The organism is Anaeromusa sp., from assembly GCF_028691475.1.
Classification (GTDB): domain Bacteria; phylum Bacillota; class Negativicutes; order Anaeromusales; family Anaeromusaceae; genus Anaeromusa.
The window spans coordinates 1-14,698 of record NZ_JAQUZF010000046.1; the positions used below are offsets into that span (position 1 = coordinate 1).

Consider the following 14,698-nt stretch of genomic DNA (forward strand, 5'->3'; position numbering starts at 1 on the left):
GGGTATTCTTGCTGTGGTTGGTTGAAATCATAAGTGATTAAAAAAAGCATGATACAAGCCTCCTTTTTAGATGGGGTAGGTTGTAATTCAATTTTTTTATATTTCAATATCCAAGGAGAAAATCCTCTCTAAAATTCTGAAAAAATCATGCGTGCGTGCAGAAAATTAAACAATGACAGTTATCTTGCCGGGACATCTTTGGTGACCGGGGAATGTATGCTGCGCTTTCTTGTCACAATAGGACTTTTCTATTGGCGAAGTGAGTGCTATAATGCAATAAAGTTGGTAATATAATGAACTTGCAATTGCTAATAAGAGTAGTTGCTACTAGAGCAGAAGAAAGAATAGGAGTGAGAACGTGGTTGGGAAAAAGGTGCGCATTCTTCGTGGTAATTATTGTGGAGAAATAGGCGAAGTTGTGGAACGAATCTTTTTCGGTCAAATTCAAGAACCGGTTTATAGCGTGTACATAGGCGGCGTGGATGTTGTTTCCTGCTGTTGTGATGAATTTGAAGTTTTATGAGATGTGTGACCAAGCAGCCATTCCTTGATCGGATGGTTGCTTATTTTTTTCTTATGAAACTAGGCGTTGCATTGACAGATGGTGTGGCGAGTACTATTCTAAGCAAGGAACGAAAATGGAAATTTACAGTGCAAAGAAAAGAAGTTTAGTCGTAGGAAAGGACGAAGCATGAGTTACAGCGAAGAACCAAGACTTACCAGAAGAAAACCCAAGAGGCGTATCCGCAAGCTGCGAGTGGCCATGCTCTTGGGAGCTATTTTTTTGCTTGTTGGAGTTGTATTTGCAGTTTGGAATGGCGGGACTTCACTATTGGATGTAGTGGCGAAAAATCGCATAAATATTTTGGTGCTGGGCGTGGACGAGCGGGCGGATGACGTAGGACGTTCGGATACGAGTTTTGTGGTAACCTTGGATACGGAAGCCAAAAAGATAACTGTTTTATCCATTCCTCGGGATTCGCGGGTGAAGATTGCCGGACATGGTTGGGATAAATTTAATCATGCTTTTGCTTTTGGCGGACTGCCGCTTTCTAAAAGTACGGCGGAGAACTTACTGGGCGTTTCCATTCACTATACGGTTACCATTGATTTCAAAGGCTTTATGCGGATGATTGACGCCCTGGGCGGGATTACGATTGACGTAGAAAAGCGGATGCGTTACTCCGATCCCTATGACGATGACGGCGGCCTGGTAATTGACTTATATCCAGGGGTGCAGCGTTTGAGCGGTAAAGAAGCCATCAAGTATGTGCGCTACCGCGACGAAGAAGGCGATATTGGCCGTGTAGCCAGGCAGCAGAAATTCTTGAAAGCCCTATTGAAGGAGCTGGCATCGCCGCAAACGGTGGTGCGTCTGCCGGAACTGGCAAAAGAATTTTATGGGGCTGTGAAAACCGACATGCCTTTGTCGAAAATCTTGAAACTTCTTCCGGCGGTGCAAGAAGCGGCCTCGTCTGGGTTAGCTACGGCTACGGTTCCTGGCGCGCCTCTGTGGATTAAGGAAGTCAGTTATTGGCAGCCGAATATCGCGGAGCTGCGCTTGAAAGTAGCTCAGATTCAGGGCTTTACGAACGATGAAAGTTATATGAAGAAAAGCGAGCAATTAGCGCGGGAATATAAGCAGGCGATTCCTGCAGACGCAAAGGCGGAATATACGCCGACTGTCGAGACAAAGGCGCCGGTTGCGGAAAAAACGCCGCCTGCTGCTACGAAAACACCGGCAGCTGACGCTGCTGCGAAAAAGACAAAGGAGCCAGCGGCAGATACAAAGACGCCGATCGAGAAGCCTAAGAGCACGACGGGAGCTTCGACGACCACTACAAATACGAATTCCAATACGAGCGGCGGCAAAAACCCATAAGCAAAACCCAGCCAGAAGCGCGATACTAGCGCTTTCGGCTGGGTTTTTCGATGCATAGCAGTTAGAATTTCTGTTTCAGCGTCAGCTGCGTTTGACTGCGGGGGCGAACCTCCAAAGTGCGTGAATCGTCCTTATCCAGGTTGACGTTGACGCCGCCGCCTTTAATGGTGACGCCGGGAAGTATTTCCTTGCTTTTGGTTTCTTCTTTTTTTATAGACATGTTTTGAGTGGACAAGTCGACGGGGTCGGACTCTGGTACTGGTATTTTGCCGTTGAGGCTGTGCGGCTGTGCAAGGTGCATCTCGCCGGACGGCGCAGGGGAAGTGGAGCCGGCTGTTTTTTGCTTGCTGGCGGTTATAAGCGGCAGCGCAGTTTCTTCGCTTTTAACCGTCTTGTCAGCAATCACAGGCGTGGAAAGCGTCAAGTTTCTATTCGTTTCTGTTTGAGGAGCGGGGGCCATCACATAATAAGCACCCCAGCCAAGTAAAGCGATCGCTAGGAGGGCTGCGAGGTTTTGTAAGTACTTGTTCATCGGTTCTCCTTCTTCGTAAGTAGATATAATTTATAAAAGTTCTGCATGGCTGGGAAGAGTTCCTGCTGGCTGTGTTTTTCTAAACGGCAGGAGAGAACAAGATCGCGACTTTTGGCGGCAGGATTTTTTGGTTTTTACAAGAATATCCATCCAATATGACTAAAAAATGCGGAGGTGCGTGCATGGCAGGTGCGGGAATTATTGGGTTGGGACATTATGCGCCCCAAAGAATCGTGACAAATAAAGAGTTGGAGCAGCGCCTGCAAATGCCGGCGGAAGTTATTTTAGAGCGCTGCGGCATCCGTCAGCGTCATATAGCCGCGCCGGAGGAGGCTACTTCGGATTTGGCGCTGCAGGCGGCCCGCAAAGCCTTGGCGGACGCGGGGGTAGAGGCCAGCGAATTGAATTTGATCATTGTAGCGACGTCTACTTCGGATCGCCTTTCGCCGGGGTCTGCGGTCTCCGTACAGGCGGGCCTTGGCGCAACGAAAGCAGCGGCGTTTGATTTGTTGGCGGCTTGTTCCGGTTTTGTATATGGTTTGGTGATGGGCTGCCAGTTGATTAAAAGCGGCTTATATAAAAAGGTGCTGGTCATTGGCGCGGAGACGGTGTCGAAATTTGTCGATTGGCAGGATGCGAACACATCTATCTTGTTTGGCGATGGAGCCGGAGCGGCGGTTTTGGGCGAAGTTCCAGACGGCTATGGCCTTTTGGGTTCGGATTTAGGCACGGATGGAACTGAAGCGGAAGTGCTGCAGATTCCAGCAGGAGGCAGCCGGTTGCCGGCGTCGGCGGAAACTGTTGCCAAAGGCCTGCATTATACAGCAATGGACGGGCAGCGCGTGTTTATTTTTGCGTTGCGGACGTTGGGGGCTTCGGTGAAGCGGTCCTTGGAGGCTGCCGGGTTGGACGTGGCGGATGTGGATCTCTTAGTACCGCATCAAGCGAACCTGCGCATTATTGAATCAGCAGTGCAGCGCTTGCAATTTCCCATGGAGAAAACCTTTATCAATCTAGAGCGCTATGGCAATACTGCCGCCGCCTCTATTCCGATTGCCCTTAGCGAAATGAAAGCCCAGGGACACTTGGCGCGAGATCAGCGCCTGGCTCTTGTGGGCTTTGGCGCGGGTCTTACGTGGGGTTCGTGCGTGCTGAAATGGTATTAGAACCATTGCTTTACTAGGGAGGAGAACGGGTGGAGGAAAAGAGTTATGCCATACGGAGAGCTATAGCGGAGGATGCAGAGTTAATTGTCGGCTTATTTCGGGAAAGCTATGGCGATAAATATCCTCACGCTGAGATGTACCGCCCTGAAGTATTGCAAAAACGGATTGACAAGAAGGATGTGCAAGCGCTGCTGGCCAGTGCGCCTGACGGCCGGCCTGTAGGTTATTTTGCGAGGGAGAAAACAGCCCCGAATCCGAATCTTTGGGAAGAAAAAGGGCTGGTGGTAGTGCCGGACTATAAGCAGACGTCCGTGGGGCTGGAGCTGATGAATCGGATGCAGGAAGCGGGTTTTATCAGCGGCAGTGGTGTGTTTAGCTTTCCTGTATGCTATCAGTATTTTTCGCAGCTGGCCTGTGTGAAGCATGGCCGCAGCGATGTCGCTTTGTGCCTGGATCTAGTGGAGGGAAGTATTTTCAAGGAGCGCCAAGCGGGACAGGGACGCGTGGCTTGTTTGTTGAATTTTTCCGAGTACACGGCGCCTTCTGAACCCATGTACCTGCCGGACGTATATGCTGAAATGCTGCGGGAGCTGGCGGCGCCTTTACAAAAACGTGTTTTTAAAGAAGCCGTCGGATGTTTGCCTGCAGAGGGGAAAACCGTGCTGGAAGCGCCTGGTTTGCCGGAAGCCGGCAGTTGGAGCGTGGCCGTTCGGGAAGTTGGTGCAGATTGGCCGCAGTGTTTGCAAGAACTAGTAGCACAGGCGCAACGGCAGCAGGTAATTAGTTTGCGTTTTATTATTAATGCGCATCGAGCTGCCGCGGGAGCTGCGGTAGAGGAGCTTCGGCAACAGGGTTTCTTCTTTGGCGGTTTGGCGCCTCGTTGGTTTGGCAGCGACGGGATCATAGTGCAAAAGATATTTCATAAAGAACCGGACTTTGCGGGCATCCGGCTATACTCTCAGCAGGCGAAAGAACTTTGTTCTTTTATTCGCGCAGACAGGAAAGCCGTACAAAGGATACATGCCGAAAAAAGATAAAAGAAGGAGGAAGATACTATGACAACGATGGAAAAGGTAAACAAGATCATTTTGGACTTGAAGAAGGGCAAGGTTACGGAGGATATGCTGCAGCCTTCGGCGGAATTGGCAAAGGATTTGCATATGGATTCGCTCGACATGGCGGAACTGCTGGTTATGGCGGAAGATGAATTTAAGGTGAAAATTTCTTTGGAAAAAGTAGGCGGTCTGAAAACCTTGGCTGACGCCGTGCAATATGTAGATAGCTTGCTGTAAGTTAAAAATCCGCTGGCCTGCTGGCTGGCGGGTTTTTGGTTATTTTAGAAAGATTGTTTGCTGCATGGGAAAATGTGGCTTTTGGAGATATGGCATCGGTGAAAGTCCCTATTCCTGCCGCTACGGTACAGGCGTTGCAGGACGGATATATCCAGGTCTGGTTGATTCCTGCGGGACAAGAGCCATTTCCTTGGATTAGAGAAGAGGCCTTTGTGCAAGCTTTTTTACAGAACTATCGCTTAGAAGAGCGAACAACTCATTTTGACGTTTGGACCTATAAGCCCAAAATGTGAAAAGAAGAATCGTTGTCTGAATTTGGCGCAACGGTTCTTCTTCTTTTTGTATTCTTTATCATAGCGGTTACTGCTGCTTGTTAGGGCAGTGACGGATAGGTGAAAAGCAGGAAATGAGCGGCATTTAACGCAAAATGCAGTAAGATAGAAGCTTCAATACAGCCTGTTTTTTGATAGACCCAGCCGTAACCTAGGCCAGCAAGGGTGACGAAGGCTATATACAGCGGTCCGCCGGCAAAATGAGAGAGACCATAGACTAAGGAAGCCAGCGCAAGGGGAAGTTCTTGTTGCAAGGGACGGTTTTTCCAAAGAAGGGCGAGCTGTTGCTGCAAGAAGCCGCGGAAAAAGGCTTCTTCTGCAGTGCAGACAAAGAGCAGGTTCGTGAGCATCCATAATAAAGTATAAGATGGCAGCTTAGGGTCCCAGTGGACTTTGCCGGAGGCAAGAGCCAAAATAAAAATAAGGAGTAAAAAAAGAAGACTGCGGGAGAGCAAAACCTGCAAGAGTTGACGCCATTCTTGGCGTCTGGAAAGTCTGGGAACACACCAGCCAAGAAGACCTAAAGCGACGAGGGTTTTATCCAAATTTAGATACATGGTGAACGGAAGCCCGTCGGCGCTGACGGCCATGGCATCAAGAACTTTGAGATTTTGAAAGCCCGGCAATAAATGAGCGCCTAAGAGTAGGGACAAGGCGGCGAGTAGAAGTGTGAGCCATTTTTTCTTGGCTCCCGTCGTCCGTGAAAAGAGGTAAGCGATAAAAAGATATAAAACGGCTAGTCCCAGGCCGAGCGGAGTCAGCTGGCCGCTTATAAGTGCGATAAAGCCTGCGGAAGCGGCCAGGATAAGCCAAAGAGGTTGGCCCCATATAGAAGCTGGAAGCCACAGGCAGGCGACGGCAAGATAGAGAACGCTATAGCAAAGAAGCGTGGAAAATGAATAGGGCAGCGAGATGTCCATTTCGTAGTGCCTCCTCAAAAGCGGTTGTCTGAAAAATTTTATTAAAACGCAAATCCTGCAGGCGGCGTATTCGGAGCAGGATTTTCGATAGGAATCAAGAAGGTTCTAAACTATGAATATAGATAGAACAGGAGTGTGAAGTAGGAAGATGAAAACACGAAGCGCAATGGTTAAAATGCTTTTTTTGACGTGTTGTTTCTTGGTGGCTTTGACGACTGCCTGTGCGGCTGGCGGCGCGAATGCGGGCGATAAGTGGACTCCGCGTGATCTGCCGCTGTTGGACGGGACGCCGGTGACGCTGGCGCCGGAGAAGGATAAGATTCTGGTGCTCAATTTCTTTGCTACTTGGTGTCCGTATTGTGTACGAGAATTGCCGGAATTCAACCAAGTATACTTAAAGTATCAAGACAAGATAAAAATGTATGTTATTGACGTGTGGGAAACACCGGAGAAGGCCAATGCCTTTATGTATCAAAACGGATATCAAATTCCGACGCTTTTTGACAATACGAATAAAGCTTTGACAAATGAATTGGGCATTCGCGGCATACCGGTGACCTTGATTATCGACGAGGAAGGCACTATCCGGATACGGAAAGATGGTATGATGCCTCCAGGACATTTGGAGAAAGCCATCCAGCAGGTTATGAGAAAAAATGAGGAAGTAAAATGAAGAAATACCTAGCAATGATGTTGCTGGCGTTGTCTTTGCTTAGCAGCAGTGTCGCGTTGGCGGGCGCCGGGGAGTCGCCTCCGCCAGGAAATGCCGGCGATGCCAATGGCAATGACGATTGTAAGGATGGCATTTGCATCCTTAAAGAGCAGCCGGGCGAGCCAGGGGAAGGAACAAAGAGTAACTGAGTAACGGCGGGTACGCAGAGGGCTAAAGAAATAAACGCCGGCCTTCTTCACAGCTAATGAACGCTGCGGAGAAGGCCGGTTTTTTCGCTATACCAGAGTTTATAATTTTTTACGAATGAAAAGCCTAGGGTCATAAAGAGGTAGGAGCTTTTATATAAACGGCGGCATAACTGTATTTGAGACAAGATTTCCGCGCGACTCGCAAAAATAGGAGTCGCCGGCAGTTCCGCGAACTCGCTGGCGCTCAGACATACGAAACTTTTCTCCGTCGCCTCCTGTTTTTGAGTCCTGCGGACCGTCTTGCTCCAAAAAGTCTCAAATACAATCACGGCCACCGTAGCCTTATTGGCTCCCTCCATTTACTCCCTCTACTCCTGTTCCAATCCCGTACTCCTCTGGTCTTATCTGTTACTTAAGGAGCCCCAAGGCCTGTTTGGCCAGGCGATCCGCCAGCTCGTTTCCTTCTACGCCTGTATGACCGGCTACTTTGCAGAAGGTCACCCAGTTAAGACGCTGCGAGGCAAACTCGGCATACCAGGCAGTGAACGGGTTTTTAGCCTGCCATTCTTTTGTGGCCCATTTGGCTAGGCCGCTATAGTCGTGATGAATCGAGATAGGCTGAACACCAGTCTCTTCCGCCCACTGTATCGCCATAGTGGCTCCGGCCAGCTCTCCAGCTACATTGCGCATTTTCGCCGCTTCGGGATCTTCGCCGACGCCGCTGTCGGAGTGCGTCAAATTTCCGTCTTCATAGACGGCGAAAGCCCAGCTGTATTGGCCTTTGCTGAAGCTTCCGTCAACATAAATATGTACACCTGTAGGATTTTCTTCGGGTGCAGCCGCTGTCGAAATTTGAACGTTCATAAAAGCAACGGCTTCTTCTTTAGTAGGAAATCCTTTAAAAGCGGCATTGGGATAGCCGCTGACCTGTTTCTGACACTCCGGCCAATTCGTATAGATGCCGGGAATTCGTCCTTCACGGACGGCGTAGAATTTATTCTTGCCAGCCATAGTAGAAGCTCCTCTCCTTAACTTGCTTCTACTATACAGGATACAGCGCGGCAGCGCCAGCAATTTTGCGTGTGCGGAAATCTCTATTCCCTCTGTCGTACCCTCCTTTTACTCCCTCTACTCTTGTTCAAAACTTCGTGTCCCATTGTAATCAGCAAATCTTGCCTGCCAAATGCGCGAGCTCCGCTTGTTCTTCGGCGTAATACCAGCGAACAGAGCTGCCGATGATGCAGCGTACGGCGTCTAGTTTTCCTTCATTGGCCATTTTGCGCATTTTTTGCACGTCAAAGCCGTTGGTGGAAAAATAGCTTGCCGAGATGAAGCCGCGATGCAAAAGCTGTTTGCGGTACCGTTCGGAATCCCGTCTGTCCAGTTCTACTTGCCAAATCGCCATAATATTTACCATCCTCTCTCGTTTTGCTGTAAGCATTTTTCAAAGAGAATTATAAGAAGCTGTGAATACAGCGGCGGTTTTTTAACTGTTGGCTGCTTCGTCTTGCTGACTCCAACCGGCAAAGGCGGGCCGTAAGGCTAAGCGGCTGGAAAAACGCTCTAAGAGACCTGCGGTGCAGCGCTGCGCCAGGGGCAGCAGAATCTGTGTGGCTTGGTGGTAGTCGGCTGCGCTTGCTCCTTGGGAGGTGAGCGCATATAAAGCGCTTGCCTGTTCGGCGTTTTGCAGTAGCCAAGCAAGGGGGTCTTGGCGGGTATAATAAAGACCGCCTGCCTGCGCCTTGTATTGATGGCGGTGGCTGGCGGCCCAGGTTTCATATTCTTTATGTCCGTCGAAAAGCTGTGCTTGGGCATGATGAGGCACACAAAGATCCTGCAGCAAATGGGCGGCAGCGCCTAAAAAGAAAGCCGCCTGTTTTTCGTCAGCGCCTTTGGCGACGCTGACGGCTTTTTCAAAGTAGGTCTGAAATTCCTCCAATGCGGAGTGAAAACGCCAAAGGCCTCTGTTGTTCAGAGGCTGCAAATAATGGTGTATGTTTTTCCAGTCTGCATCAGCCCAAACTGCGCCACGATTAAAAGAGGAAAGGTGTCGGCGCAGCCAGGAACCTTCCCAAGTACAGCCGTCGGCCAGCAAAATGCGCGCCGCTTGACGATTAATAAAGCAATGCGTCAAGGCCGGACGGTCAAACCAGTGCTGTACGCTGCCGGCTATCGTTAGCAGCCAGTTTTCTGGTGATGATAAGGACAAACTTCCGTAGGTCACACCTATCTCCTCCTTTTTTGGCGGGCCTTAGCAAGGCAAGAGGTAAGTCACAGTTCGTAGGCTTATAGTAACCATAGCACAGGAACGACAAAATTGCGTTAACCACAGGTTAAGGTTTGATTAAAGAAGTCTATAGAAAATACAAAACGAGCCAGTAACGTACGGAATATACAAACTTTTTGTTAAGCGTATCTTTGGTGTTGACACTTATTTTTTTTCATGATATACTCGGCACAAATAAAAGAGTTACGGCGTAGAAGCCGGCCAAGCCTATGGTTTGGTCGGCTTTTGCGTTTCCAGCGCTGACGCGGATAAGCAGGAAAAGTTCTGTTTAGCCGCGTTTTGTGCATAATTAGGAAGCAAAATTGCAATAGGCGCCTTGAAAAGAGCGGATGCAAAGCTTTTACAGCAAAGGAGGTGAGGCTGCTGCAGGCAGAGGGGAAGGCACAAATGAAAAAAGCCGAAAGAGTATGGCACTACTCTTTCGGCGGGGGCTTGTCGTGAATCCCGAGGGGGGCTTCTTTGACATACCCATTTCATTATAGCCTCCTGTTAAAAGATTTTCAAGAAATAGCAAAGTCGGAAAAAGAGATGGGAGGCTGGAATTATGAGACAGGTAGCAATTTACGGCAAAGGCGGCATCGGTAAATCGACGACAACCCAAAATACGGTGGCGGCTCTAGCGGAAGCAGGGAAGAAAGTAATGGTGGTCGGTTGTGACCCCAAGGCGGATTCGACGCGGCTTCTCTTAAACGGTCTTTGCCAAAAGACGGTATTGGATACGCTTCGCGATGAAGGGGACGATATCGAACTGGACGATATCCTAAAACCAGGCTTTCGCGGCACAAAATGCGTAGAATCCGGCGGCCCGGAGCCTGGCGTAGGCTGCGCTGGTCGCGGGATCATTACCTCCATTAATTTGCTGGAATCTTTGGGCGCGTATACGGATGACTTGGATTATGTTTTTTATGATGTTTTGGGAGACGTTGTTTGCGGCGGGTTTGCCATGCCGATTCGCGAAGGAAAAGCGGAAGAAATATACATTGTAGCTTCTGGAGAACTCATGGCGCTGTATGCGGCTAATAACATTTCTAAGGGCATTCAAAAGTACGCTACTACGGGCAAGGTTCGCTTGGGCGGTATCATTTGCAACAGCCGGCAAGTAGATTTTGAATTGGATTTGTTGCAAGCCTTTGCCTCAGAATTAGGTTCGCAGTTGATCCATTTTGTGCCTCGGAATAATGTAGTGCAGCGGGCGGAAATTAATAAAAAGACGGTTATTGATTTTGATCCGAAAGAAGACCAGTCGGATGAGTATCGCAAACTGGCCATGGCTATCAATCAGAACAAAAACTTTGTTATTCCCAAGCCGATGACGCAAGATCGTTTAGAAGAGCTGATGATGTCTTACGGAATTTTGGGCTAAGCAAAACGCTAACAAAAAGGAGTGAAGTCTATGTTGTTGGTAAGAGCGATTGTTCGTCCGGAAAAGCGGGATGAAGTGCTATATGAGCTGTCTACGGCCGGCTTTCACGCGGCAACGGTCATTGATGTTATGGGCCGCGGCAAGCAAAAAGGCATCAAAATTGGCAGCATTGTTTACGATGAAATTCCCAAAGTGATGATTTTGATGGCGGTGCGGGACGAGGACAAGGACGATGTGGTCAGTGTTATCATGCGCGCCGCCAAAACCAGCGATTCCGGCGCTTTTGGGGACGGCAAGATTTTTATCACGCCTATCGAAGAGGCCTATACGGTATCCTCCGCAGCCACTGGGCTGTAGAAAGGAGTAGCGCTGTCTATGAAAGAGATTATTGCCATTGTGCGTATGAATAAGACCAATGCCACGAAAAAGGCTCTGGTAGAAAGCGGAGCCGCCGGTTTTACGGCCACTAAGGTGCTGGGGCGGGGCAAACTGGTAGATGATCCAGCGGTGATTGCCGCCCGCAAAGCGGATTTGATGCGTCTGGCGGAAGAAGAGGACATGCGCGAGGCGGAGGTGCTGATTGACGGTTTTTTGGACGGCACTCGCCTGTTTCCGCGGCGTATGTTCAATGTCATTGCTCATGATGCCGATGTGGAGAAAATTGTGAAATCGATTATTGCTGCCAACCAGACCAACAACCAAGTAGGAGACGGCAAAATATTCATTCTGCCACTACTGGATGCGTACCGGGTGCGTACGGCGGAAAAAGGCGACGCAGCGATTTAAGAGACAAGGAGGGACGCCATCATGGCGATGACCGAAAAAGAACTTCAGGACATCTTGGACCGCTATCCGAGCAAGGTCCAGAAAAATCGCAAGAAGCACATTTTGATTAAAGATGGCGTTCTGGAACAGCAAGAAATTGAGGCTAATACCAGAACGGTTCCGGGAATTATGACCAACCGCGGCTGCGCCTATGCGGGTTGCAAAGGCGTGGTAGTAGGGCCGCTGAAGGATATGGTGCATATTGTGCATGGCCCTATCGGCTGTAGTTATTACGCCTGGGGTGCACGGCGCAACAAGGCCCGCACCGAAGAAGGCGGCGACAATTTCATCAACTACTGCTTCTCTACGGATATGCAGGAAAGTGATATTGTTTTTGGCGGCGAGAAAAAACTGACCGCTATGATTGACGAAGTGGTGGAGATTTTTCACCCGAAGGCCATCAGTATTTCCGCTACCTGTCCGGTAGGTCTTATTGGCGACGATATTAACGCCGTCGCCAGGACCGCTCAGGAAAAATACGGCATTCAGGTGCTGGCGTTCAACTGCGAAGGCTATAAAGGCGTCAGCCAGTCGGCGGGCCATCATATCGCCAATAACAATCTGATGGACAAAGTCATCGGCAACAGCGAGCTAGAGGAGGCGCCGGGTAAGTTTCCCATCAATATTCTCGGCGAGTACAACATCGGCGGCGACGGCTGGGAAGTTGAGCGCATGCTCAAAGAAATCGGCTATCATATCGTCACGGTTATGACTGGCGACGGCTCCTGGGAGTCCCTGCGCAACGCTCATGTTTCGGAATTGAATCTGGTGCAGTGTCATCGTTCGATTAACTATATTGCGGAGATGCTGGAAATCAAGTACGGTACGCCGTGGCTGAAGGTCAACTTTATCGGCGTGAACAGCACCGTTGAGACGCTGCGCAACATGGCCAAGTATTTTGACGATCCGGGTCTGACCCAGCGGACCGAAGATTTTATCGCCAAAGAACTTGTGCGGGTACAGCCGCAGATGGAGCAATATCGCAAGATATGTGAAGGGAAAACCGCCTTCTGCTTTGTAGGCGGTTCCCGGGGACATCATTATCAGGGCCTCTTTGGCGAGCTGGGTATTGATACGGTGCTGGCTGGTTATGAATTTGCGCATCGTGACGACTATGAAGGCCGCGTCGTCATTCCCACGATCAAAACCGATGCAGACAGCAAAAACATTCCTGAGTTGCACGTGGAGCAAGACGAACGGCGGTATCGCTTGAAGATATCCCCGGAAAAAATGGAAGCGTTAAAGAGAAGTATTCCGTTGGGGGAATATAATGGCATGAATGTGGAGATGAAGGACGGCAGTATTATTGTCGACGACATCAACCATTATGAGACAGAAGAGTTCATTCGCCTGCTTAAACCGGATATTTTCGCGTCCGGCATCAAGGATAAGTATGTGGTTCAGAAAATGGGAATTCCAGCCAAACAGCTTCACTCGTACGACTACAGCGGACCCTATGCCGGCTTTAACGGGGCCGTGAATTTTGCTCGTGATGTCAGTATGGCATTTGCTTCGCCGACGTGGAACTACATCACACCGCCGTGGAAAGACCAGCCGCTTCTTGATGGCAGTATGAATGAAGGGGGTGCGCACTGATGCTCAATCACACGCCGAAAACCATTGTCGAACGTAAAAGCGGCGGTATGATCAACCCCGCCAAGACCTGCCAGCCAATCGGCGCCATGTATGCGGCCCTTGGTTTGCACGGCTGCATGCCTCACAGTCATGGCTCGCAAGGCTGCTGCTCCTTCCACCGCATGCATTTAACCCGACATTTTCGCGATCCCATTATGGCGACGACCAGCAGCTTTACGGAAGGCGCTTCCGTATTCGGCGGCGGCGCCAATTTAAAAACATCAATCCGCAATATCTTTGAGGTGTATGACCCGGAAATTATCGCAGTGCATACTACTTGTCTGTCGGAGACCATTGGCGATGATATCCCGACGATTATTTACCAATCGGAGATACCGGAAGGCAAAGTGGTGTTTCACGCTAATACTCCCAGTTACCAGGGCTCTCATATTACGGGCTTTTCTAACATGACGAAAGCCATGGTCAAGTATTTTTGCGAAGCTACAGGAACGTTCAAGAAAGAACAGGTCAATCTTTTGCCTGGCTTCGTTAATCCAGGAGATATGCGAGAAATCAAACGCCTGACCTGCTTGATGGATGTTCCGTTCCACATGTTCCCGGATACTTCGGGCGTAGTGGATTCGCCGATGACAGGAAGCTTTGCTATGTATCCTAAAGGAGGCGCGCTGCTGGACGACGTTAAAGACGCGGGGAACTCCCGGATGACAATTTCCTTGGGGCATTTTGCCTCCATGGACGCAGCAGAGCTGCTGGAGAAAAAATGCAAGGTTCCTAAGGTGGATTTGAAAACTCCAATCGGCATTAAAGCGACCGATGATTTCTTGATGGCTTTGCGCGGCGCTTTTGCGAAAGAAATTCCGTACGAACTGGAAGAAGAGCGAGGGCAGCTGGTAGACATCATGACGGACACGCACTTCCATTTTCATGGCAAAAAAGTGGCGATTTTCGGCGACCCGGATGTGGTCACGGCGATGACGGAGTTTGCTCTTAGCTTAGGGATGAAACCGGTGCATGTCCTTACAGGAACTCCCGGCGGCGCTTTAGGAGCGGGGCTAGGCAGCTTCGAAGCAGACATTAAGGCGCTCCTTGCCGGCGCTGGTCTGAGCGGCAACGTCAAAGCGGCGGGAGATTTATTCACCCTGCACCAGTGGATTAAAAACGAGCCTGTGGATTTGCTCATCGGCAATACCTATGGCAAGTACATCGCCAAAGCGGAAGATATTCCTTTTGTGCGGCTGGGCTTCCCTGTTTTGGACCGCAGCGTGCATTCCTACTTCCCGGTCGTAGGCTATCGCGGCGCGATGCGCCTTATCGAAATGATCAGCGGCGCTCTCTTGGATCGCGCTGACCGCGACGCCAAAGACGAAGACTTCGAATTGGTTATGTAATTCGAGAGAAGCGGAGAACGAACACAGAGGGACAGAGTAACAGAGGGGACGAAGGAGAGGGCCAGTTATTGCTAAATCCCTCCGCCGCTGTGGCGGCACCTCCCTTTGGCAAGGGAGGCAGGGGATTCGAGAACCACAGGACTTGAAAGTCCCCCTTGCTAAAGGGGGATGGCCCGCAGGGTCAGGGGGATTTGACCTGCGGGTTATGTTCCATAAAGAAAGTGCTTAAAAATTAAGGCGCCACGGATGAAACG

Annotated in this window: 18 protein-coding genes; 13 read left to right on the forward strand and 5 right to left on the reverse strand. The window is 49.9% G+C overall.

Annotated features, from left to right (window positions below; genetic code table 11):
* Positions 1 to 358: 358 nt before the first annotated feature.
* Complete coding sequence (locus PHF27_RS07745) at positions 359 to 523, forward strand: hypothetical protein (RefSeq protein ID WP_300068102.1); 165 nt, start codon at positions 359 to 361, stop codon at positions 521 to 523.
* Between the two features lie 168 nt (positions 524 to 691).
* Positions 692 to 1,882: an LCP family protein gene (locus PHF27_RS07750; RefSeq protein ID WP_300068105.1), complete on the forward strand. Its 1,191-nt coding sequence runs from the start codon at positions 692 to 694 to the stop codon at positions 1,880 to 1,882.
* Positions 1,883 to 1,943: 61 nt separating this feature from the next.
* Here PHF27_RS07750 and PHF27_RS07755 read toward each other — a convergent pair whose 3' ends face one another.
* The gene (locus PHF27_RS07755) at positions 1,944 to 2,414 is read right to left on the reverse strand and encodes a hypothetical protein (protein ID WP_300068108.1); all 471 of its coding nucleotides are present in this window, start codon (positions 2,412 to 2,414) and stop codon (positions 1,944 to 1,946) included.
* 182 nt (positions 2,415 to 2,596) lie between these two features.
* On the opposite strand from PHF27_RS07755, the gene PHF27_RS07760 reads away from it, so the two are divergent.
* The 4 genes from PHF27_RS07760 to PHF27_RS07775 are packed head-to-tail and all read left to right on the forward strand — an operon-like array spanning position 2,597 to position 5,165.
* Positions 2,597 to 3,580 carry a beta-ketoacyl-ACP synthase III gene (locus PHF27_RS07760; RefSeq protein WP_300068111.1) on the forward strand — a complete coding sequence of 328 codons (984 nt, stop codon included), beginning with the start codon at positions 2,597 to 2,599 and terminating at the stop codon, positions 3,578 to 3,580.
* Positions 3,581 to 3,609: 29 nt separating this feature from the next.
* Positions 3,610 to 4,617 carry a hypothetical protein gene (locus PHF27_RS07765; RefSeq protein WP_300068114.1) on the forward strand — a complete coding sequence of 336 codons (1,008 nt, stop codon included), beginning with the start codon at positions 3,610 to 3,612 and terminating at the stop codon, positions 4,615 to 4,617.
* A gap of 18 nt (positions 4,618 to 4,635) precedes the next feature.
* Positions 4,636 to 4,872 carry a phosphopantetheine-binding protein gene (locus PHF27_RS07770; RefSeq protein WP_300068117.1) on the forward strand — a complete coding sequence of 79 codons (237 nt, stop codon included), beginning with the start codon at positions 4,636 to 4,638 and terminating at the stop codon, positions 4,870 to 4,872.
* Positions 4,873 to 4,907: 35 nt separating this feature from the next.
* The gene (locus PHF27_RS07775; RefSeq protein ID WP_300068120.1) at positions 4,908 to 5,165 is read left to right on the forward strand and encodes a hypothetical protein; all 258 of its coding nucleotides are present in this window, start codon (positions 4,908 to 4,910) and stop codon (positions 5,163 to 5,165) included.
* Between the two features lie 80 nt (positions 5,166 to 5,245).
* Here PHF27_RS07775 and PHF27_RS07780 read toward each other — a convergent pair whose 3' ends face one another.
* Complete coding sequence (locus PHF27_RS07780) at positions 5,246 to 6,124, reverse strand: CPBP family intramembrane glutamic endopeptidase (protein WP_300068123.1); 879 nt, start codon at positions 6,122 to 6,124, stop codon at positions 5,246 to 5,248.
* Between the two features lie 148 nt (positions 6,125 to 6,272).
* On the opposite strand from PHF27_RS07780, the gene PHF27_RS07785 reads away from it, so the two are divergent.
* Both PHF27_RS07785 and PHF27_RS07790 read left to right on the forward strand, forming a co-directional pair.
* Positions 6,273 to 6,797 carry a TlpA disulfide reductase family protein gene (locus PHF27_RS07785; RefSeq protein WP_300068126.1) on the forward strand — a complete coding sequence of 175 codons (525 nt, stop codon included), beginning with the start codon at positions 6,273 to 6,275 and terminating at the stop codon, positions 6,795 to 6,797.
* Positions 6,794 to 6,985: a hypothetical protein gene (locus PHF27_RS07790; RefSeq protein WP_300068129.1), complete on the forward strand. Its 192-nt coding sequence runs from the start codon at positions 6,794 to 6,796 to the stop codon at positions 6,983 to 6,985. The genes PHF27_RS07785 and PHF27_RS07790 overlap by 4 nt, the downstream gene beginning before the upstream one ends.
* A 408-nt stretch (positions 6,986 to 7,393) precedes the next feature.
* Here PHF27_RS07790 and PHF27_RS07795 read toward each other — a convergent pair whose 3' ends face one another.
* The 3 genes from PHF27_RS07795 to PHF27_RS07805 all read right to left on the reverse strand — a co-directional run bounded on the left by PHF27_RS07795 (position 7,394) and on the right by PHF27_RS07805 (position 9,209).
* Positions 7,394 to 7,996: a ribonuclease H family protein gene (locus PHF27_RS07795; protein WP_300068132.1), complete on the reverse strand. Its 603-nt coding sequence runs from the start codon at positions 7,994 to 7,996 to the stop codon at positions 7,394 to 7,396.
* A 151-nt stretch (positions 7,997 to 8,147) separates the two neighbouring features.
* The gene (locus tag PHF27_RS07800; RefSeq protein ID WP_300068135.1) at positions 8,148 to 8,390 is read right to left on the reverse strand and encodes a hypothetical protein; all 243 of its coding nucleotides are present in this window, start codon (positions 8,388 to 8,390) and stop codon (positions 8,148 to 8,150) included.
* 81 nt (positions 8,391 to 8,471) lie between these two features.
* On the reverse strand, positions 8,472 to 9,209 hold the full coding sequence (locus PHF27_RS07805) for a zinc dependent phospholipase C family protein (protein ID WP_300068138.1): 738 nt from the start codon (positions 9,207 to 9,209) through the stop codon (positions 8,472 to 8,474).
* 607 nt (positions 9,210 to 9,816) lie between these two features.
* On the opposite strand from PHF27_RS07805, the gene nifH reads away from it, so the two are divergent.
* Genes nifH through nifK form a run of 5 tightly spaced genes read left to right on the forward strand, consistent with a single transcriptional unit; the run spans position 9,817 to position 14,444 of the window.
* Positions 9,817 to 10,635, forward strand: a complete 819-nt coding sequence (gene nifH / locus PHF27_RS07810; protein ID WP_300068140.1) for a nitrogenase iron protein — start codon at positions 9,817 to 9,819, stop codon at positions 10,633 to 10,635.
* A 30-nt stretch (positions 10,636 to 10,665) separates the two neighbouring features.
* On the forward strand, positions 10,666 to 10,992 hold the full coding sequence (locus tag PHF27_RS07815; protein WP_300068143.1) for a P-II family nitrogen regulator: 327 nt from the start codon (positions 10,666 to 10,668) through the stop codon (positions 10,990 to 10,992).
* 18 nt (positions 10,993 to 11,010) lie between these two features.
* Positions 11,011 to 11,421 carry a P-II family nitrogen regulator gene (locus PHF27_RS07820; RefSeq protein WP_300068146.1) on the forward strand — a complete coding sequence of 137 codons (411 nt, stop codon included), beginning with the start codon at positions 11,011 to 11,013 and terminating at the stop codon, positions 11,419 to 11,421.
* A gap of 21 nt (positions 11,422 to 11,442) precedes the next feature.
* Positions 11,443 to 13,056, forward strand: a complete 1,614-nt coding sequence (gene nifD, locus PHF27_RS07825; RefSeq protein ID WP_300068149.1) for a nitrogenase molybdenum-iron protein alpha chain — start codon at positions 11,443 to 11,445, stop codon at positions 13,054 to 13,056.
* Entirely contained in the window at positions 13,056 to 14,444 is a 1,389-nt protein-coding gene (gene nifK, locus PHF27_RS07830) for a nitrogenase molybdenum-iron protein subunit beta (protein WP_300068151.1), read from the forward strand. Before nifD ends, nifK begins: the two co-directional genes overlap by 1 nt.
* The last annotated feature ends 254 nt before the right edge of the window (positions 14,445 to 14,698 follow it).